This is a genomic window from Serratia sp. 2723 (assembly GCF_050434425.1).
GTDB lineage: Bacteria > Pseudomonadota > Gammaproteobacteria > Enterobacterales > Enterobacteriaceae > Chania.
The window spans coordinates 40,692-62,591 of sequence record NZ_JBNDIN010000020.1; the positions used below are offsets into that span (position 1 = coordinate 40,692).

At 51.5% G+C, this 21,900-nt stretch carries 16 protein-coding genes; 10 read left to right on the forward strand and 6 right to left on the reverse strand.

Annotated features, from left to right (window positions below; genetic code table 11):
- The first annotated feature begins 46 nt into the window (after positions 1-46).
- The 9 genes from ABIE29_RS22050 to ABIE29_RS22090 all read left to right on the forward strand — a co-directional run bounded on the left by ABIE29_RS22050 (position 47) and on the right by ABIE29_RS22090 (position 16,188).
- Positions 47-301 carry a DUF1799 domain-containing protein gene (locus tag ABIE29_RS22050; RefSeq protein ID WP_037435565.1) on the forward strand — a complete coding sequence of 85 codons (255 nt, stop codon included), beginning with the start codon at positions 47-49 and terminating at the stop codon, positions 299-301.
- Positions 302-358: 57 nt separating this feature from the next.
- A complete protein-coding gene (locus tag ABIE29_RS22055; protein ID WP_429621319.1) occupies positions 359-3,028 on the forward strand; it encodes a phage tail tape measure protein in 2,670 nt (889 codons plus the stop codon).
- 456 nt (positions 3,029-3,484) lie between these two features.
- Positions 3,485-3,826, forward strand: coding sequence for a phage tail protein (locus ABIE29_RS22060; RefSeq protein WP_024486957.1), 342 nt, complete (start codon positions 3,485-3,487; stop codon positions 3,824-3,826).
- 8 nt (positions 3,827-3,834) lie between these two features.
- Positions 3,835-4,587, forward strand: a complete 753-nt coding sequence (locus ABIE29_RS22065; protein ID WP_429621321.1) for a phage minor tail protein L — start codon at positions 3,835-3,837, stop codon at positions 4,585-4,587.
- Between the two features lie 2 nt (positions 4,588-4,589).
- Positions 4,590-5,300, forward strand: coding sequence for a C40 family peptidase (locus ABIE29_RS22070; protein ID WP_429621355.1), 711 nt, complete (start codon positions 4,590-4,592; stop codon positions 5,298-5,300).
- Positions 5,300-5,950 carry a tail assembly protein gene (locus ABIE29_RS22075; protein WP_429621357.1) on the forward strand — a complete coding sequence of 217 codons (651 nt, stop codon included), beginning with the start codon at positions 5,300-5,302 and terminating at the stop codon, positions 5,948-5,950. The genes ABIE29_RS22070 and ABIE29_RS22075 overlap by 1 nt, the downstream gene beginning before the upstream one ends.
- Before the next feature lie 59 nt (positions 5,951-6,009).
- Positions 6,010-11,793 (forward strand): TipJ family phage tail tip protein, encoded by a 5,784-nt coding sequence (gene gpJ / locus ABIE29_RS22080; RefSeq protein WP_429621323.1) that lies wholly within the window; start codon positions 6,010-6,012, stop codon positions 11,791-11,793.
- Between the two features lie 48 nt (positions 11,794-11,841).
- Entirely contained in the window at positions 11,842-14,031 is a 2,190-nt protein-coding gene (locus tag ABIE29_RS22085) for a hypothetical protein (protein ID WP_429621325.1), read from the forward strand.
- Positions 14,032-14,271: 240 nt separating this feature from the next.
- Positions 14,272-16,188, forward strand: coding sequence for a hypothetical protein (locus tag ABIE29_RS22090; RefSeq protein WP_429621327.1), 1,917 nt, complete (start codon positions 14,272-14,274; stop codon positions 16,186-16,188).
- 136 nt (positions 16,189-16,324) lie between these two features.
- On the opposite strand, the gene ABIE29_RS22095 is transcribed toward ABIE29_RS22090, so the two are convergent.
- Entirely contained in the window at positions 16,325-17,062 is a 738-nt protein-coding gene (locus ABIE29_RS22095; protein ID WP_429621329.1) for a class I SAM-dependent methyltransferase, read from the reverse strand.
- Between the two features lie 123 nt (positions 17,063-17,185).
- On the opposite strand from ABIE29_RS22095, the gene ABIE29_RS22100 reads away from it, so the two are divergent.
- Positions 17,186-17,641: a GNAT family N-acetyltransferase gene (locus ABIE29_RS22100; protein WP_429621331.1), complete on the forward strand. Its 456-nt coding sequence runs from the start codon at positions 17,186-17,188 to the stop codon at positions 17,639-17,641.
- Positions 17,642-17,719: 78 nt separating this feature from the next.
- Here the strand turns inward: ABIE29_RS22100 and ABIE29_RS22105 are convergent, their stop codons facing one another.
- The 5 genes from ABIE29_RS22105 to ABIE29_RS22125 form a co-directional block, all read right to left on the reverse strand.
- On the reverse strand, positions 17,720-18,247 hold the full coding sequence (locus ABIE29_RS22105) for a rhodanese family protein (protein ID WP_429621333.1): 528 nt from the start codon (positions 18,245-18,247) through the stop codon (positions 17,720-17,722).
- Positions 18,248-18,254: 7 nt separating this feature from the next.
- Positions 18,255-18,557, reverse strand: a complete 303-nt coding sequence (locus tag ABIE29_RS22110; protein WP_429621335.1) for an ArsR/SmtB family transcription factor — start codon at positions 18,555-18,557, stop codon at positions 18,255-18,257.
- Positions 18,558-18,872: 315 nt separating this feature from the next.
- Positions 18,873-20,102: an MDR family MFS transporter gene (locus tag ABIE29_RS22115; protein ID WP_429621337.1), complete on the reverse strand. Its 1,230-nt coding sequence runs from the start codon at positions 20,100-20,102 to the stop codon at positions 18,873-18,875.
- Positions 20,103-20,117: 15 nt separating this feature from the next.
- Entirely contained in the window at positions 20,118-20,879 is a 762-nt protein-coding gene (locus ABIE29_RS22120; RefSeq protein WP_429621339.1) for an ABC transporter ATP-binding protein, read from the reverse strand.
- The gene (locus tag ABIE29_RS22125; RefSeq protein ID WP_429621359.1) at positions 20,879-21,895 is read right to left on the reverse strand and encodes a FecCD family ABC transporter permease; all 1,017 of its coding nucleotides are present in this window, start codon (positions 21,893-21,895) and stop codon (positions 20,879-20,881) included. Before ABIE29_RS22125 ends, ABIE29_RS22120 begins: the two co-directional genes overlap by 1 nt.
- Positions 21,896-21,900 lie beyond the last annotated feature (5 nt).

Here is a 21,900-nt window from a genome sequence, read left to right on the forward strand (position 1 = left end):
CGCGCTTGCTGAAGCCTTCTATTCGCCGGAAACGCCCCGTGAAGAACTGGCTGCATTTGGTCTATCTCCCGATGACTATGAAACAACCGTTCTCGACGTTTGGCCGGATATGCAGCCTGCATTCCAACTTTTTCAAGCGATGGCAACCCAATGGCGTACCGGTATGGGAGGTATTACGGGGTTAGATTACAATTGCCTTCCCTGGCTAATGCGGGTTTATGCCGTGGAGGATGAAGCAAGCGTGTTAAATGACATCCGAATTATGGAAACCGCAGCGCTTAAGGTGATCCACCAAAAATAATCGTCTGCGATGATGCCAGCCTTGAGCTGGCTTTATTGTTATAGCCAGGAGTAAGGCATGGCAGATATTACAACTATGACGCTGCGTGTTAATGCCAGTGATTTGCAGCGAGCTAATAGAGATCTGGTTGATTTGCAAAGCAACATTTCTGTGGCAACGGGACGATTCGAAATGTTGAATCGTACGTTACGCAGTGGAATGCAGGAGATCAGCCGTTATAGCAATATTGGTAGACAACTGTCTCAGCTAGGAGATAGTACCAATGCATTTATCGTTAACTTGAGAAGAAGCACTGCAGCAATAGAAGAATACCGGCAAGCGCTGGAAGGGATGCAGGGACAAGCTTCGAATACAGCTTCCATTTCTGGCTCTACCTCTGGAGATTTTGGTTGGAAAGAGGCTTTGGACCAGGGTTCACAGCTAGTAGATACCTATGATCAGGTGCAGAAATTACTTGCTCCATTAGGAAGGATGGGACCTCTGATTGCTGTAGCTGTGGGCACTACAGCATTACTGGGTACTGCATATTACCAAGGTGCCAAAGAGGCCGAAGAGTTTAACAAACAGTTAATTCTTACCGGCAACTACGCAGGTAAATCATCTTCCCAGTTACAAGAAATGGCAAAAGCCATCTCGGGTGATGGAATTACACAGCATACTGCTGCAGGTATACTTGCTCAGGTAGTTGGTTCAGGTTCATTCAACGCAAGCCAACTAGAAACGGTAGCTAAGACTGCAGCTGCAATGCAGGAAGCAACTGGCCAATCTGTTGATGCGACCATAAGTAACTTCCAGAGACTTTATGATAGCCCAACTAAAAGCTCTGAGGCTTTGAATAAACAACTGCATTATTTATCTTCCTCTCAGTATGAATATATTTCGTCATTAGAGAAACGAGGTTATAAAGAGGCTGCAGGTGAGGCGGCGGCAAAAGCATATGGTGAGGCAGAGCAAAAACGTAGTAAACGGGCTTTAGATAACCTCGGTCTGATAGAGCGGATGGCTAAATCTGTACGTGATGCTACAAAATCCATGTGGGATTCGCTATTAGATGTTGGGCGGCCAATATCAATGGAAAATAATCTTGCGAAATTACAGAGTGAGCTTGATAATCGACAAAAGGCACTTTTACCTGAGCGAGAAAAACCGGTCTCATATAGTTATACCAGCAGGATTGGGGAAGGGTTAGGTGGAGATGATTATGAGCAACAGAGATATAACCAACTTGCTAGAATCAATGATTTAAAATCGCAAATAGCATTAATACAGAAAGTTATAGATTTGAATGGTGTTGTTACGACATCAACTAATAATGCAACGCAAGCTGATGAAGCCAGAACGGCGTCACTAAAATATCAAAATGATATATTATCCAAAAATCAGTCATGGCAACAAAAACGTAACATCGCCTTAACTGAGCTTTGGCAGATGGTCGCAAAAGCCCCGAAAGATTGGAGTGATGAAGATCGTAAAAAAGCAGTTGGCCAGATCAATGCTGATAATAAACCGCCAGTAGCTGTAAGTTCTCCTCGGTATTATGACGAACAGCCCTCGAGCATACTCAAACAAGAGCAAGAGCGGTTGGCTTTATTGAATGATGAAAATCATGCGCTCAAGATCCAGGATAATAAGCTTGTCAGCCTTACCGAAGGAGGGAAACGTCTAGCGATGCTGGATAGGGAAATAAATCATCTTCGTGGGGTAAACCGTCTGTCATTGCAGGAACAATCCATTCTCAAGGGTAAAGAGGCGTTAAGAACGGCAATCCTTGAAACTGAGCAGCAGGAAAAGTTTAATCAGGAAAAACGTCAAGGCTTGGAATTAGAGCTTAATATGGCTCAGTACGCCAGAACGGTGAAAAACCGTTCGGTACAAGAGTTGGAGAAGTATGGGCTAAGTAATCGGGATCAGTCTCGCTTTGATGAGCGCAATCAGCTGAAAAATGCTTTCATTGAGGGGGGCGGCAAATTTGGTATTGACGATAAAGCCACAGGACCTGGTGCAGAGAAATATAATATAGCTAGAGATACTCAGGATCAATTCTATGTTGATGATGATAAAAAACGCGGGGATTGGCTGCTAGGAGCACAAAAAGGCTGGAGTGAGTATCTGGACTCCGCGACCAATGTGTACGACTCAATGGCGAACATCGGCCAAGCTACCTTTAGCGGTTTATCAGACATGCTTACCAGCATGGTGACCACTGGCAAAGCCAACTTCCAGGAGTTTACCGCCTCAATCCTGAAAATGATTATCCAGGTGATTAACCAACTGCTAGTAGCTTTTGTCATCCAAAAAGCAATGGGTTGGATTAACCCATCGGCTGCAGCAACAGGACATTCCAGCGGTGGCTATACCGGCGATGGCGGCAAATACGATCAGGCGGGCGTGGTTCACCGTGGCGAGTTCGTGATGACCAAAGAAGCCACCCAGCGGATCGGCGTGGGCAATCTCTACGCCATGATGCGCGGCTATGCGGAGGGTGGTCTGGTGGGCGGCAACAAAGCCCCGATGTACGGCCTGGCGGCAGAGCAGCGGGGCGGCATTACGGTCAACAGTACCGTAGTAATGAACAACGACAGCTCGGCGAATGCGGCCAATAGTTCCTCTGCAGGTGGCGGCATGGGCAAGTTGGTGCAGGGCATCGTTAATCAGGCGATCACCGAACGTTTGGGCAAAGAGCTCAAGCCGGGCGGCCTGATCTGGAATGCTTCAGCGGCCCGCTGAATCTCTTTATCAATTATCAATAGTAATAACCGCAGTCTGGCATCTGGCCTGACTAATTGCTCCATATCTCCCCCTCACCCCAACCCTCTCCCACAGGGAGAGGGAGCTGCTCCAGAGTTGTATTCAGGTGCAGCAATTAATCTTTAACAGGGTGATAGGGAGGATGAGCGCTGTAGCTGGTTTGTGGCACGTACAGTCCCCTCTCCGTTGTTCTGGTGCAGAAGTTAAGCTGTAACCGGGGTGATAGGGAGGATAAGCGCTGTAGCCAATTCATGGCTCGCACAGTCCCTTCTCCATTGTTCTGGTGCAGAAGTTAAGCTGTAACCGGGGTGATAAGGAGGATGAGCGCTGTAGCTGGTTTGTGGCACGTACTGTCCCCTCTCCCTGTGGGAGAGGGTTAGGGTGAGGGGTAATTCTGGCCCTGCTGACTGACGGTTATTACTGCTCGGAGTCTTTATGCTTATCGATACTTTCCAATGGCAAACCCAGGCCTCGCCTAGCGGTAACTTTGTCCATAACGTCAGAAGTGCGCAGTTCGGCGACGGCTATAAACAGGTCAGCAGCAATGGGCTGAACCAGGCGGTGCAGCAGTGGCAGTTGGCCTATACCGGCCATCCGGCCGTGACCCAGTCGATGCTGGCCTTTTTAAATCAACACGTGCTCGTAGCCTTTTTCTGGACGCCGCCCAACGGCAAGAAAGCGCTATTTCGCGTCAAATCGGATTCAATCTCCGTCACACCTCTTGCGCGCAATGTGGAGGCGTTGAGTTTTGCCTTTGAACAAGCCTTCGGCGTATAGGTGCAATCATGTCATTTAACAGTGAAGTGCAAAAGCTGGCGCCTGGGGAACTGATCCAGCTGATTGAAATTGATGGCACCGCCTTTGGCGCGGCCATCATGCGCTTTCATGCGCACAATATTCCCCACACTCAGGCCGAGATCGCGGCGGCGGGCACCGATGCCCAGCGGCTGAAACCAAAATCGATCTGGTGGCAGGGAAACGAGTATGAAGCCTATCCCTACGAGATCACCGGCCTGGCAGCAACCAGCGACGGTTCACAACCAACACCCAGGCTTAGCGTCGCCAACCTCAGCAATCTGGTGTCTTCGTTGTGCCTGACCTTCAACGACATGGTGCAGGCGAAAGTGCGGGTACACGACACCTTTGCCAAATACCTGGATGCGGTCAACTTCCCCGAAGGGAACGCCCTTGCCGATGCTTCGCAGGAGCGGGTACAGGTTTTCTACATCGACAGCAAAAGCACCGAAACCAATAGCGTGGTGGAGTTCCAGCTCTGTACGCCGTTCGATCTGCAAGGCCAGCAATTGCCCTCGCGGCAAATTCACGGGCTTTGCACCTGGTGCATCCGGGGTTGGTACCGCAGCGGCAGAGGTTGCGATTACAGCGGCGGAGCCTGTTTTGATAAGGATGATAAACCGATCGACGATCCGGCGTTGGACGTCTGTGGTGGCCGGGTATCCTCCTGCAAAAAACGCTTTGGTGATGCGCAACCCCTGGCCTTTGGCGGATTCCCAGGCTCCAACCTGTTGGGGAGGTAATGATGCAGGCTGAAATCATGCAGGCCATTTGTGAGCATGCCGCAACGGAGTATCCCAATGAGTCCTGCGGTTTTGTGGTGCAGAACGGGCGTAAGGCGCGTTATTTGCCATGCCGCAATGTGGCGGAAAACGTGTTGGATAACTTTGTCATTTCCCCTCAGGAATACGCGCAGGCGGAAGATCAAGGCGAGATCATTCGCATCATTCACAGCCACCCTGATGTGCCCGTATTGATCCCATCGGAGATGGATCGCCTGCAGTGCGATCACTCGGGCATTGTCTGGGGCATCGTCTCGTGGCCGGAAGGAGATTACACCGAAGTTGTGCCACGTGGTGAGCGGCCGTTGGTTGGGCGCAGTTGGTTGTTGGGGCATGCCGACTGCTGGTCATTGATCCGGGATTACTATCGCCAGGAACACGGCATCGTGCTGAATGATTACTCGGTGGAGCATGAATGGTGGCTCGACGGCAAAACCCGCCTGTATGACGATCACTGGTACGCCGAAGGATTCCGGGAATTTCAGGGGCCGATGCGCGCGGGCGACATGATCATGATGCAGGTTTCAGCCCCGGTTACCAACCACGCGGGCATCTATCTGGGGGACGGCATGATGCTGCATCACCTGTTCGGCCAACTGAGCCAGCGTTATCCCTACAGCGGATATTTTCAGGAGCGGACGGTACGCGTAGTCCGCAGGAAGGAGCTTCTATGATGCAAACAACAAGACTGATCCGGTTGGGTGGCCAACTGGGCAAAAAGTTTGGCAAAACCCATCGGCTGGTGGTGGCGGATACTCGCGAAGCACTGCGGGCGCTGTGTATCACCTTGCCCGGATTTGAGAGCTTTATGATGAATGCCCATAAGGACGGCGTGCAGTTTGCTTTCTTTAATGGCCCGCAGAATATTGGCCTGGCCGAGTTTGCTACCTCTAAAGGCAGCGCCGATATCCGCATTATGCCGGTGATTGCGGGGAGTAAAAATGGAGGGATGTTTCAGATTGTGATCGGCGTGGCGGCGTTGGTCGGGGCATTCTATACCGCAGGTTGGTCGTTGAGTGCTTGGAGTGGTGCACTTGGCGCGTCGGGAGCAACAGCGACACTCAGTGCCTCCGCCGTGGCAGCTGTTACCAACTTAACCCTGCTGGGTTCAACGATGGTACTCGGTGGTGTCATGCAACTGATGACGCCACAGCCGGATTTCGGTATGTCCTCTTCCCAGTCGGTAGAAAACAAACCCTCCTATGCCTTTGGCTCACCGGTCAACACCACGGCGCAGGGCTACCCGGTGCCAGTGCTGTACGGCGAACGGGAAATCGGTGGCGCGGTGATTTCTGCCGGTATTTACGCCGAAAATCAGCAATAACGCCCTTTTAGGGCATTTTTCTACAGGTCGCATTCGCGGCCTTTTTTTATGGGCGCAATATGACAAAGTTAACTATTCATGGGCGCAAGGGTGGTGGTGGATCGGCGCATACGCCGGTTGAAGCCCCCGATGATCTGCAGTCCAACGCTAAAATCAAAATCCTGCTGGCGCTGTCTGAAGGTGAAATTGCCGGTGAGTTAGACGGCACCCGCATCCTGCTCGACGGCACCCCGGTACATAACCCCGACGGCAGTGAAAACTTTACCGGCCTGAAGTGGGAAGTGCGTAACGGCACCCAGACTCAGGATTACATCCAGGGCATGCCGGATGTAGAGTCTGAAACGCCGGTCAACGTTAAGCTGACCACCACTAACGTCTGGACTAAAACCTTCACCCGAACCGATATCGACGCGCTGCGCATACGCATGGGCTTCCCGGCGCTGTTCCAGCAGGAAGATAACGGCGATATGAACGGTTCGCTGGTGGAATATCTGATCGAGCTTTCCACCGACGGCGGGGCCTATAAAACCGTGGTCACCGGTACGCTAAAGGGCAAAACCACCAGCCTGTACGAGCGCGATCACCGGATTAATCTGCCAAAAGCGACCACCAGCTGGACGCTGCGCATCAAGCGCATCACCCCAGACTCCACCAGCAGCAAGCTGGTAAACACTACCCAGATCCAGACCTACACCGAGATCGTGGACGCCAAGTTCCGCTATCCCAACACCGCCTTGCTGTTTATCGAGTTCGATGCCCAGCAGTTCAGTTCGGTACCGAAAATTACGCTCAAGCCGAAGGGTAAAATCATCCGCGTACCGGCCAACTACGATCCGCTGGCGCGGACGTATAGCGGCAATTGGGATGGTAGCTTTAAATGGGCCTGGAGCAACAACCCGGCCTGGGTATTTTACGATATCGCGCTGGACAAGAATTACGGCTTAGGCAACCGGGTAACCGCCGCCGAGATCGACAAATGGGGGCTGTACAGCATCGCGCAGTATTGCGATGAGCTGATTGATGATGGTTTGGGGGGCGGCGGTAAAGAGCCGCGTTTCCTGTGCGACGTGTATATCCAGTCGCAGCAGGATGCCTACACCGTATTGCGGGATATCGCCGCCATCTTCCGCGGCATCACCTACTGGGGCAACGACCAGCTGTTTGCCTACGCGGATATGCCGCGCGATGTGGATTTCGTTTATTCGCGGGCCAACGTCATCGGTGGCGAATTTGCCTATGCGTCGGGTTCTTACAAGAATCGCTATACCTCGGCGCTGGTGAAGTGGGGCGATCCGGCCAACCATTATGCTGACGCAGTGGAAGCGGCTTACGATAACGAACTGGTGAAGCGCTACGGCGTTAACCAGACTGAAATCACCGCTATCGGTTGTACGCGGCGCACCGAGGCTCACCGCCGTGGGCGCTGGGCGATCCTGAGTAACGCCAAGGATCGTACCGTCAGCTTTACCGTCGGCTTGGACGGCAATATTCCGCTACCAGCCCGGATCATCGGCATTGCGGATGCGATGCTGGCAGGCAAGACCAACGGCGGGCGTATCCATTCCGCGCAGGATCGCGTAGTGGTGCTGGATCGTGAAGTGGCGTTCGGCAAAGGCGATCGCCTGATCGTCAATCTGCCAGACGGCACGGCGCAGGCTCGCACCATCGCCAGTATCGCGGCAGACAAGCTTACGGTAACGCTGACTGCCCCATTCCGCCAGCAGCCGGAGGCTGAAGCAGTCTGGAGTATCGATTCCGACAGTCTGGCGATCCAGCAGTTCCGCGTGGTGTCGGTTCAGTCCAACGACGACGGCACCTTCGCCATTAACGCCGTTGAGCACGATCCGGATAAATACGCTTTTATCGATAACGGCATCCGCCTGGATGCGCCGCCAATCACCGTTACGCCACCGGGAGCGATGCCTGCTCCGGCGAATATCACCCTTTCGCGCTACGACTACGTCAACCAGGGAATGAACATTGCCTCAATGCGGGTGCAGTGGCGAGCCGTCGCAGGCGCGGTGACCTATGAAGCCCAGTGGCGCAAAGATAACGGCAACTGGGTGAATGTGGGCGCGACGCCTTCGCTCGGGTTTGATGTTAACGGCATTTATGCCGGTAACTACGACGTGCGCGTGCGGGCGGTAAATGCGGTGGGCGTTTCCTCGCAGTGGGGTCATGCCGAGCCGAGCTATCTGGCAGGAAAAGCGGGTGTGCCGCCCAAGATTGTGTCGTTGACGGCAACCAAGGATGTGGTGTTTGGTATCCAGCTTTCCTGGGGCTTTGGCCAGAACTCTGCCGATGGCCTGAAAACCACCCTGATGGTAGCCAGTCGGGCTGATTTCGCCGACGAACGCTTACTGGCCGATGTGCCTTATCCGCAACATCGCTATGACATGCAGGGCCTGCGTGCCGGGCAGGTGTTGTACTTCCGTGCGGCCTTTACCGACAAAACCGGCAACCAGTCCGACTGGAGCGAGTTTGTGCGCGGGATGGCTTCGGACAGCGCGGACGTGGTGCTGGCGCAAATTGCACAAAGCATTACCGAGACCGAACTGGGCAAAGATCTGTTGGAGAAGATCAACAGCCTGCCTTCGGATCAGAACGTGCAGGATCTGGCTGAAAAGATCGCCCAGGCGCAGGCCGATATCGAGGCGAACAGGGATGCGCTGCAAGGGGATGTCGCTACCCTGCAAGCGGCGCTGAACAAGGTTCACGCCGAACTGGCGGGTCGCGATGCCGATCTGAACCATGCTGTTGAGGTGCTACAACAGGATTTGACGCAACTGGGCAAAGCCGCCATCGAAAACAGCCTGACCATCGAACATAACCACCAAAAACTCTCCCTGGCCCAGGAGGCGCTGGATAACGATATCAAGGACGCTCGCGGGGAAATTGACAGCACCCGGGCCAGCTTGGCGCGTGCGGATGCCGAACTGCAAGCCAAGGTTGATGCCCTTACCGGCGGCACCAACGCGGCAATGGCCGAGGTCGCTTCGCAGATCACCCAATTGCAGGACGGCGACCAGCAACTGGCCAGCAAGCTAGACGTGGTGATTGCCAAGGCCGAAGGGAACGCCGCGCAAATCGCGCAGGAGAAAGCGGCGCGTATGGATGCTGATGGGGCGTTGGCCAAGGACATCAGCTCGGTCAAAGCCACGGCGGATAATCAGCAAGGCTTGATTAGCAAGCTGGAGCAGGCGCAGGCCGATGCCGATTCTGCTTTGGCTAAGGTCGAGTCCAACGTTTCCGCCAATGCCAAGGCAATCGGCAGCAACAAGACGGAACAGGATAAAGTTAACTCGCAGGTTACGCAGAAAACCGAAGCGTTGGCCGATCAGCAGAAAACGCAGGGCCTGCAGCTTAGCGGACTGACTTCTGAGTTTAGCGAAAACCGTGCGGACGTAACCCAACAGCTGAAAACACTGGCGGCGACAGACTCGGCTCAGGCTCAGCAGATTTCCGGTTTGCAAGCCAGCACAGGTAGCAACACTGCGGCTATCCAGGCAGAAGCGAAGTCCCGTGCCGATGCTGATGGTGCGCTGAGCCAGCGGGTTGACGTGATCCAGGCCACCAGCCAGGAAAACACGGCGGCCATCACCCGCCTTGGCATCGCGCAAACCGAAGCCGAAAGCAGCACGGCCAGCTTGCAACAGGCTTTGGAGGCCACGGCCAAGGCGAATATCGAACAGGCGCTTAAACAGGATAACGATGTTCAACGTCTGGACGAGAGTAGCGCCCGGTTAACCACGGCGCAAACCGTTTTCGCCGATCGGCAGCAGGCGCAGGCCCAGCAGATCATGCAGTTGGATGCGAACTTTGGCGACGTGTCTGCGCAGTTGCAGCAGGAGATCACCACCAGGGCCAGCGAGACCGGCGCGCTGTCGCAACGGTTTGACCATTTGAGCGCAGATGTCGGCAGTAATCAGGCCGAGGTTAATCAACGTTTGCAGGCGCTGGTGGATAGCGGCAGTGCTCAGGCTTCGTTAATTACCGGTCTAGGGGCGGCCAGTGGCGAGAATAAAGCCGCGATCGCCGCTGAATCGCAAGCGCGGACCACGGCAGACGAAGCGCTATCTCGGCAGCTGAGTTCGCTGGACTCCACCGTTGGGCAAAACACGGCTGTCATCAATGACCGGCTGCAGGCATTGGCCAATCAAGACTCGGCCATGGCGGAGCAGATTGGTTCATTAACGGCGACCTCTGGCGAAAACAGCACGGCGATCGGCGAGCTGAAGCAGGCACAAAGCGATTCGGCGGGTTCGCAGGCCATGCTCAGCAGCTCGCTTGAGGCCATCGCCAAGGCGGATATCGAGCAGTCGTTAAAGCAGGCGGAAGACGTTATCAGCAATGACGTGGTCACCGCATCGATCAAGACCCAGCAGAACGTAATGGCGGACGATCAGCGCGCCCAGGCGCAGCAGATCACCGAATTACGCGCAAGCTTTGGAGATGTCGATGCGCGCTTGATGGCGGAACAGACGGTGCGAGCAGAAGCCGACAAGGCGTTATCCCAGCAGGTGACGGCACTGGCAGGCACCGTGGGGGACAACAATGCCCAACTCAATCAGCAACTGCAGGTGCTGGTGGGTACGGACAGCGCCCAGGCCAAGCTGATTAACGATCTGACCAGCCGAACAGGGGCGAATGAGGCCTCGGTTACCGCCCTGAGCCAAACGTTAACCGATAGCAATAGCGTGACGGCTCAGCAAATTGGTGCTTTGCAATCCGCTACCGGTGACAATACTTCGGCGATTACCTCTCTGTCGAAAACTGTGACCGATAACCAGAAATCAACTTCACAGCAAATTACCAACTTATCTACCTCGGTAGGGGGAAATACAGCAGAGATTGAAAAGCGTGGGCAAACAGTTTTCGATATGGCTGGGATTGGTAAAGCGACGTTTTCTATTAAAACAGGCGTGAATTATAAAGGTCAGTATCATAGTGCAGGGATGGCGATTGGGGTTGAAACGCGCACGGATGGAACCGTTGAGAGGCAAATTTTATTTGATGCTAATAGATTTGCTTTCCTTGATAGTTCTACATCCAAGGTTTCTGTACCATTCGCCATCCAAAATGGTCAGACGTTTATTAACTCGGCGTTTATTGCTGATGGGGCAATTACTAATGCGAAGATTGGTAATTATATTTCTTCAGATGATTACAATTGGGATAATAAAACAGGCTGGGTAATAAGTAAAACAGGTGGTGCGGTATTTAATAGTGTAAATATTCGTGGGCATGTTGAGGCGAGTAGTGGTCATTTTAATGGTGCGATATATGCCGATAGTGGTGTTTTGAATAATGTCACCATTAATGAATCCTGTACTATAAAGGGAACGCTGGATGCGAGTAATATAACTGGTGATATATACAACACTCAGTCTGGAGGTATTTATGTGACTCCAGTAACTCCTTTTTCATCTGGTTTTAGTTGGTCGGGTCAGTCTGGAGACCATATTTTATGGAGTATTATTGGTGAAAACTTCGATAGAGTAATGGACACTAATGTGACGGTATATGCAATGAGCTATAACCGTCAATATTTCTCACTTGTTCTTGTCAGTCCTGGATATGCAGATACGCTCCTCGCTTTTAAAGATACGGGGAATCGTGGTGAGAATGGGCCTATGACTCATTTGATTGCTGACGTAAGGTTACCAAAGATTGGCAGGGGGCAACAGCATAAATTAATAATGAGAATTGGTGAGTCCAGAGACGGTACTGTAACAATAAGCACGCCGATCCTTAGTGGGAGCGGTAATTCAGCTGTTTATGCTTCGCCAAAGATTCAAGTTTATAAAGCTGGGAGAATAATCGCTACAAGTGGTCCGAGATAAGTAAACATCCTCCCGCACTGCGGAACTTTTTATTTGGAGTAAATATCTATGTGGTACAAAACAGGCACGATCAATTTAATCGCTAATAACGCCACCGTAACCGGCACTGGCACCGCGTGGGCCGATGCCAAGTTTGGCGTGATGCCAGGTATGATTTTACTGGCACCGGACAATAAGCTGTATGAAGTTAAACAGGTGAATAGCAACACTTCACTGACCCTTAACAGCAACTATGCAGGCTCAACTGCCAGCGGGCAGAGCTATGCGATTATCACCACTTATGAAGGTGATATCAGCCAGTTCTCCGCTCGCTTTGCGGCGATGCTGACCTTCTTCCAAGGCAGCCGCAATGATACGGTGAGCTGGTTTACTGGTTCCGGGGATATGACCTTTACCAAGGACGATGGTACAAAGTTGACTGTGCCGACGTTGGCAAAAATGCAGGCTGATAACGCAGCAACAATAACCGCTGGGCTGGCTAATAATTATACAAAAAACCAGGTTAACTTGCTGAACTACTCTCCTACAACAGCAGTTTCAAATGCAGTTTGGAGAAAGGTAGGGAGAGTAACTAACATGGGGCAAGGAGGGCAAACAATTGTCATTACAATTGGTGGTATGGCATCGTACAACGGGCATCCCAATGCTAACGGATTAACACAAATTGTAATTAGAACGGGAAACGGTTCGGTGGCAACGGTTAATGCCTTGGGGCGAGCCTCGGTAAGCGCATATGTAACTAATAGTCCTGGTTCTGTGACGTCAACACAATTAATTAGTGATCTTGGATTGATAGAGACATCAGGTAACACATTTGAACTTTATCTAAAATATAACCCATTTATCAGCGGAATATCAGCGTCAATTAGTGCTACATCTGTTTACCATATTATTAATAATTGGGTGTGGGATAACACGATAGTTACTGACCCTGCTATTATCTTAGAACGTGAAATTATCAAGGTTTGGACCGAAGGTAGTTTACCTAATCCTGTAAGTGCAGGGGAGTTTGGGATAGGTGGAGTAACTCCATTGTTAAATCCAGCAACGGTGATGGAGGTAATAAAGACAAAACCGACAGGTAAGTATGCGGTGAACAGTGGTTCTGCCGATATGCCGAGAGATGATGTGGCTTATTATTTAGACTGGTCGATGACGGCAACTTCGAGTGGGGGGTACGGGTTTTTATTAGCATCGGCTCTGGCTGATAAAGGAAGTATACAAGAAGGACTATATAAAAATACACTTAGAAATGGGAACTGGCAAGGTTGGTTGAAAATAGCAATGGATAACTCCATGGCTCAGGTTATCGCGCCAACTATGAAGTCATGGGGCGGTACAGCCGGTTATGTGAAGTTAGCAGAGTATGGCCCAACAGCCACCGGGGCTAGTGGGATATTATTCTCAGTATCAAATGGTCAAGGCTACGGTACACCTGGAATTGATCATAAACTTGTTTATTTCTCAACTAGAGGAGCCTCTAGTACAGCGTTAACCCCTAGAGGGGTGCAAGTCCTATCTTTTGGCTTAAATTATGTTGAAAACGTCAACCTTGTCTTCGGGACATTATACAATTCGACCACCGGTAAGTGGGAGTTATGGATGAAAGGCCCAGGTTATAACGTTCCCAGTATTCAAATATTAGGGAACGTTAGTGGCACAGCAATTCTTGCCGGAATAACCTATAACAGTGAGTCATCTTGGCAAACAGCAATGCCATCCGGTCTAACTTTCGTTACCGAAACGAAAGCGCTGAGTGGTTTTAACACAACCGTGGACTCCAACGGTTTTATCAAAGCCGCATCCCCAATTGTGAAACTGTTTGGTGATGGTGTCAGCGAATTGAATGATGAAAGTCTGGGGGTAACTACTGAGCGTGTTAGTCAGGGGGTTTACCGTGTGTCCAGCGTTCGTGGCTTTAATGCTGATGGGGTTTGGGGCGGCGCTGGAAACGGCATCGAAATCCCGGTCGATGACAATAAGCGCCCATTAGTATGGGTAGAGTCAAAGGTTTTATCGGATGGCGATATCGAGATCCGCACATATCACCGCACTTATGACACTGGTCCATATTCAGCGCGTAACATCGAGGCTATGGATAGCGGGGAGATCGATAATAAAATGCAGCCGATCTTTGTTGAAATGCCAGACGGCACTCCGATTGATATTCCTGATGGGCGCTTTATTGATCTACGCGTTGAAATGCCAACAGTTGATGTACCTGAGCCAGTATTTTAGCCGTGGTCAGTTCCAGCTCAATAGGCGGCTAGTTAAGATAACCCAGAGTAGATATGCCTTTATCAATTTATGCCAAAAAATTAATTAACTCATTGAATATATGATTATTTTTTATTTATTTTATGTGAGCTATATTCATGTTTTCAGTTAAATTACAAGTAAACAACTTTGCGTAATCTAAAGTGATTTTATCCTCAATCCTAATTCGGCATTAACGTTTTTTATTTGGAGTAAATATCTATGTGGTATAAAACAGGCACTATCAATTTAACTGCTAATAACGCCGCCGTAACGGGTATAGGCACCGCGTGGGCCGATGCCAAGTTTGGCGTGATGCCAGGTATGATTTTACTGGCACCGGACAATAAGCTGTATGAAGTTAAACAGGTGAATAGCAACACTTCACTGACCCTTAACAGCAACTATGCAGGCTCAACTGCCAGCGGGCAGAGCTATGCGATTATCACCACTTATGAAGGTGATATCAGCCAGTTCTCCGCTCGCTTTGCGGCGATGCTGACCTTCTTCCAAGGCAGCCGCAATGATACGGTGAGCTGGTTTACTGGTTCCGGGGATATGACCTTTACCAAGGACGATGGTACAAAGCTAACCGTTCCTACGTTGGCGAAGGTTCAGGCGGATTATCTATCAAGAACATCCACTTTAGATCAGAGCATTTCTAGTACGGTGCTTCTTGCAAAGCCTGTTCGATTATCGACAGCATCTGGTTCAGCAGGTTTTATACCGGCCTCTCAGGGAGCGTGGGTATCCTGGAACAGGAAGACATCAACGGATGATGGCCTCACTGGTGCGACAGACTTCATTACTCATAAGGGAGGGTATCAAGGGGGATGGAATTTTTGGAGTACCGATGGCTCTGCTATAAATCTTGTTGGTAAGTTAAGCTGGTCTGGATATTTATCAGTGATTGGTGGTTTGGCTTCTGTCGGTGACCAATCTATGCAGTCTGGTGTGACAACCTCTAATCTCTTATTAAGATTTAGAGATGTTTCAGGTGTAGAGAAAGGTGCTGTTTATGCCCAGACCGATACTGGAGCCATGAATATCCGCTGGAATGGTACAGCTTACACGATGGCTTGCCGCACAGATGGTTTAATTTCGGTGCCAAAGGGCCATGTTATATCAACTGCAATGGCAACTCCTCAAGAGGTTGCTGATATTGTCGGTAACAATAGTGCGCCAATGGCATTTCGTGGAGCCGACACAGCAAGCTTTAATGCTCCAAACAATTATAGTATAGGGACTTGGTACGGTTTTTCTGTAGTTCCTACAATTGGTTCATCTTTAGGGGAAGGGGTAGAGCAAGGCAAGCCAGTGTTCTATGTTAATGCACGACAAGGAACAGCATATGTATTAAATAATATGTATATTGGTTCAACACCTGTCGTGAAGGTTGGAGATTTCGGATTAGGTGTTACAAATAGCGCTGAGGTTTTTGATTTTACTAAAAACTCCTCTCCTGCGGGTATACATCGTGCTATTGAAAGCCAAAATGGTGCACCAACCGGTGGTTCCGCAATGGTTGGGATGACGGCTTCTATTTCTGGGTCTTACTCGGGGCATATATATACATCTCATGGAGCTACACCAGGGGCAATAAAACTATATGCCGGTTGGACACGTTCCAATGGAACATTAGACTTTGTTTCCGCGTGGCATAGTGGCAATACTACGGTTGATTCAAATGGTTTCATTAAGAAAGCCTCACCCATAGCACGTCTCTCCAGCAATCTAGACAAAATGCCAGACGAATACCTGGATGGCTTTACCCTGTCCGGGCTGGCGGCGGTGAATGGCGAAGCTGCGGGCGTTACTGCCGAGCGAGTCTCTGTTGGCGTATACAAAGTGACGGGTTCGCTAGGTTTCGCGCTGGAAGGCTGGAATATTGAAGTGCCGCAGGACGTCAACGGTAACCGCCTGTGCTTTGTGGCTACCGAAGCGGCCGAGGACGGCACGATCACGGTCAAGGTCAGCAAACGCCGCTTTGATATTGATACCGCAGCAGTCGTTGCTGGGGAGCCAATGGATATTCCTGAAGGGCGCTGGATCGATCTGCGTTTGGAAATGCCGCCGGTTGAGGAAGTTCAGAGCGAGCCTGAGCCGGAAAGCCACGAAGGCGAAATGGCGAGCGAGTAAGTTGTTCTGACAGTAACACGGTGTTGTCCTGAAGTTGCCCTGAACCGTTCGCTGTGAAAAAGCTTGAAAAGTATTGGGGGGAGGCAGCCTCCCCAATATTGGATGTTTTAACGACGTTTAACGAAATTAACAGTGATTATGCAGCGGGTTTTTGTACCGCCAGGATAAAGATCATCGGGCGTTCTTTTTCTTCATCCAGTGCCGGATTGTCGGCGATCTGCTGAGCGGAAGGACCCCACTCGTTCAGATAGCGGATGGTGAATCCCTGCTGGACCAGCAAATTGATATAGGTGCCCAGCATACGGTGTTGTTTGATCACGCCTTCTGCCAGCCAGTTGGAAATACGTTGCCCTTCTTGCTGATAGCCATTGATTGGCCAGGATTTTTGCCCTGCCTCATCCACTAACCAGCCCTGATGCTTTGGCGCCGTATAAATCGGGTGCTCGGCGGTAAAAATAAACTCCCCACCATTCACCAATGCCTGATAAACCGTAGCGAACAGCTTGCCGAGGTCTTCGATATAGTGCAGCGTCAGCGAGCTATAGACCACATCGAAGCTGGCTACCGGGAGCTGTAGAGCTTCCAGATCCTGCTGGCGGTATTCAATCGCCGGATCTTCGGTCATCTCTTTCGCCTTGCCCAACATCTTCTCTGAAAGATCCATTCCCAGAACCTGGGCTGCGCCTTGTTCACGAGCGCTGCGGCAGAACCAGCCGTAACCACAGCCAAGATCGACCACCTTTTTGTCCTGCAAATCGGGCAAAATGCTGCGGATGGTTGGCCATTCCGGCGCACCATCTAAACCCTGCACCGAACGGCTGAGTTGCGCATAGCCGTCGAAGAAGGTTTGATTGTCATAGATATTTTGCGACATAACGTCTCCTGTATTAAATAAACCGCATAACAGCGCGGCGCGTTAATGGTATGCGCTCAGCAAACAGACTGCCAACAAAAATAGGGCATAATGTAGCTACCACATAATAAATCAGGAGGTTGGGTGAACATTATTTCGGTGCGTCAGGAGCCAGCCTATCGCGATGTGGCTATCGATTATTTCCAGCGTCAGTGGGCATCGCCAGAGACCATGATGCTGTATCAAGACTCGATCACTCGTTGTATCGACGCGGTAAATCCATTGCCGCAGTGGTATTTGTTGCTGGATGGGGAAACCGTTGTGGGTTGTGCGGGCCTGATTACCAATGACTTTATCAGCCGCATGGAACTGTATCCGTGGCTATGTGCCTTGTACGTCGATGAGCATTATCGTGGGCAGGGCTGCGGTGCATTATTGGTCAATCACGTAGCCAAGGCCGCAGGCGAACTGGGATTTCCCCGTTTACATCTGTGTACCGATCATGTGGGTTATTACGAGAAATTGGGCTTCAGCTTTGATGGGCCTGGTTATCACCCGTGGGGCGAGTCATCACGGGTCTATTCGTTGGATCTTGCCTAACCTTGATGTTGGAGAGATGGTCGCGTAGTGGTTAAGCGGGCGCAGCATCTGCAGCGCCCCTGCAGAAGAGTGATCGGGTTATTTAGGCTGGTTCCAAGGCATTTTGACCAACAGCGTCGCCATCCCACAAAATCCGCTGATGCCGGCAAATAGCAATCCAGCACCTACAAAACCGGACAACAGGAAGAACAGGGGAGAGATTACATACCCCAATATTGTCCCAACCAGAATAAGGGAGCCAGCAGCAATCTGCACCTGTCGCATGATGGGTAGCGGCTGGTTGTTACCCTTTACAACAGCTAATCCTTGTTGCTTCCAGCCGCTGATACCGCCTTCAAGCAGATAAACCTTGGCAGGCGTTGCGACCCTTGCCAATAGCGCGGCGTTTTCTGACGTACGGCGGCCAGACTGACAGTGAAAAATCACCACATCCTGTTCGCTAATGGCCTGTGGTTTGTCACCTTTCTCAATATCAGGCAGCGACAGCAAGCTGGCCTCGGCAATATGCTCATGGGCATACTCATCCATTCCGCGAATATCCAGCAACTGCGCTCCCTGCATGATTAATTTTTGCGCTTGCTGAGCTGTTATCGTTTCTATGTTCATAGTGTCCTCAGGGGCAATAGATGGCTTTTAGCGTGCTGATGACCTGCTGCACGGCGCTATTTTTAATCGAATAGTTGATACGTTGCCGATCGCGGGTGCTTTCAATCAGCCCTTCCTCGCGCATCTTGGCCAGATGCTGTGACGTGGCTGATGGGCTAAGCCCGGTAGCCAGCGCTAGCTCGCCGGCACTGGTGCCTGGAGCATTAACCAACATACAAAGGATCAACAGGCGGCGGGGGTTGCTCATGGCTTTGAGCAACGTCGCGGCGGCATTGGCGCTGGCAAGCAGCGAGGCGTTTTCGTCAGTCATTAGTTACTTTAGTATTTACTAAGTTTAGAAAATACTAAAGTAACTAACAGAAAAATGCACGTGTTTCTTCAGATGACAGACAAAGGCCCAAACTTGAGCTCATTCACACAATTGGACAAGAGTCGTCAACAGCGCAAAAAATAGGAAGTGAATGAGCAATTAATCGTAATCATCGCTGGATTACTAGGTGCTTTAATCAAAGCGGTTGGATGTGGCATCAGGTAAAAGCCAGACGCTGAACGCAAGCGTGCAGGACGGCAAGCTATCGAGCGACGATCCTGAACACCTCGCGTTAATCAGATGATTTTGTGCGGTCTATTTTCGCATAGGGCGACAAATCACAACCATTGCGATCGCGCTGCAGAATGGGAAAAATGCCAGTTGTAGCCAGGGGAAAATGGCCTCATGGGAAGGAGCCAATGCGGCGTCAAGTTGGTTGCCGAGAAAGAAATTTCCCGCCAGTACCGCACACCCTCCGGCTGAGGCAAGTGCACCATAGTGTGCGCCCAGCGTCGATTCGTTAGCAAACCATGGGATCAAATCTTTCACTGAAGGCACCAGCAGCATTTGCCCAAGGGTCAATAACGTTACAAAACAGGCGGCAGGCAAAAGCCGGAGTCCGTTTTCTGGCGGAGGGGTGGCAGCAAACAGCGCGACGCTAAGAAATGAGACGGAAATAAGCAGAAAACCCACGGGCAGGATGCGCGCAGCTCCGATGTGACGAGCAAAGCGTGCAAGCGGTAGCTGCAGGGCAATAATCAGCAGCGATGCCAGCATAAACAACGGGCCAAGATCTTTTTCGCTGCCGCCAGCACGTTGGATCTCCACGGGCAGCGCAAAATATAACTGGTTATAGCTTAACAGCCATGAGCTATAGGCGATAATAAAGGCTACAAACCGTGGTTTACGGAATGTCGTCCACCACGGAAGGATATTTAGTGTGTGTTTCCTGACATTCGCAGCTGGAAGGCAGAAAAACAATACCACCAGTGCTACTACGAAGACACCAGCCCCCGCCAGCGCAACCTGACGAAAACCCAACCCTGTCAACAATGCTCCCGCCACTGGCCCCAGTACTGCCCCCAGCTCTCCACAAACCGCAAACAACGCAAACCATTCCGCGCGGCTGCGTTTCCCCTGTAATTCGCTCTGCGTTCCAGCCTTTGCCAGTAACGCTTCGATTGACGGAGAGAACAGGGCACCGCCGATGCCAGTAAGACAGGCGCCAATGATAATCGGACATAATGACTGCCCAAATGCCAGTAGCAGATAGCCCGCCACACGGATCATACAGCCGTATAGGATAATGATCCGCGCGCCGTAGCGATCGGATAACGCGCCGCCAACGATAAACATGCCTTGCTGCGAAAACGTTCGCAAACCTAATATCAGCCCGATAAGCCCACCGGACAGCATCATATCGTCGCGTAAAAATACGGCCAGAAACGGCACAACGGCGTAAAAGCCAATATTAAAAACAAACTGGCTGCCTAGTAAAACAGGTGGCCAGACCTGAGTAACTGACCGTTGAATTGGCAAAGGCATGCTAATGACCTGGTCTTAAGCGATGTAGTGGATATGCTTTTTGCCGTGGAAGGGAGAAATTTCAATCTTTGTCTCTACCCTGAATACATCCCAAAGCAGCGACTCTGTGAGGATCTCCTGCGGGCTACCGGCGGCGACGATCTGCCCCTGTTGCATCACAATCAACGAGTCGCAGAACATGGAGGCGTGGTTGAGGTCATGAATAGCCACAATGCTGGTTACTGGCAGTTCGCTGACGAGTTTCATCAACTGTATCTGATGACGGATATCCAGATGGTTGGTCGGCTCATCAAGGAGGATCTCCGTTGGCGATTGTGCGAGAGCTCGCGCAATGTGAACACGCTGGCGTTCGCCACCCGATAAACTCTGCCATCCCTGTTCGCTTTTGCTAAGCATATCCACGCGCTGGAGCGCGGCGGTGACAGTATCGTCATCCTGCGTGCTCCAGTTGGAAAACGGGGAGTGATGGGGAATACGCCCCAGTTTGACCACGTCGACAACGCGCATATTGGCCTCGGTCATGCCGTGCTGCTCCACAAAAGCCACCCGACGTGCCAACTGCTTTTTGGCCATCTGGGCGATGTTTTGCCCGTCCAGCGTGACAGTACCTGAGTGGGGGCGTCGTAATCCAGCGAGGATCCGCAGTAGTGATGACTTACCGCAGCCGTTAGGGCCAAGTAGCCCGACTGTTTCTCCACTCGAAACGCTCAGCGAGACGTTGTTGACGATGGTTTTTTTACCCACCCTCCAGGTAATATTTTCAGCGGCGATAGTCATCACTTATTCCTTGAGCGGTAGATAATAACGGCAAAGAAGGGCACGCCAACCAGCGCTGTGACCACGCCGACCGGGAGGCTTTGCGGGGCGATCAATAAACGCGAAGCTATATCGGCCAGAACCATCAAGATAGCGCCTGCCAATGCGCTGGTGATAAGCAACCTGCGATGCAACGGCCCAAAGAAGAAGCGCATGACATGCGGAATGACCAAACCCACAAAACCGATAGAACCAGCCATGCTGACGATAGTCGCAGTGATCAGCGCAGTGATGGTGAACAGGAGCAGGCGAACCCAGGGCACGGCGATGCCCAGCGAGGCGGCTGCATCATCGCCAAAAGTAAAAGCATCCAATGCTCGAGAATAGTAAAGGCACACCGCCAGCCCTACCAGCACGACTACCAGCACCAGCTGAAACTCAGGCCATCTCACGCCACTGAAACTGCCCAACAACCAGAACATCACGTCACGCGCCTGCTGCGCGCTAGCGGATGTGCTGATGGTGTAAGCGGTAATCGCATTGAAGAGCTGAGATGCAGCAACGCCCGCCAGAATGGTGCGCTCATTGCCTCCACGTGCGCCATTGGTCAGAAAGGCGACAAAGGCAAAGGCGGCAAATGCCCCCGCAAATGCCCCGGCGGAGAGCGACACGGCACCGGTTCCGATGCCCAATACGACCACTGAAACCGCGCCAGTTGAAGCGCCCGCAGAAACGCCAAGCACGTAAGGTTCTGCCAGAGCATTCTTCAGCAGGCTTTGCAGCACCGCACCACATATTGCCAACCCGGCACCGCAGCAGGCCGCGACAAGCGCACGGCTTAGGCGAAAGTCCCAAATCACACTTTCGTAAATGCGGCTAAGGGGCACCTCTGTCAGTCCGAGTTTATTGCTTATGGCGTAGAACACGCTTCGCAGCGGGATAGAAAGTTCACCTACGCTAACGCCAATCGCGATCACCAGGAATAGCAACACCACTGAAAAAACACTCGACGCGGCTAGCAGAAACGTCTGTTTCATCGGTT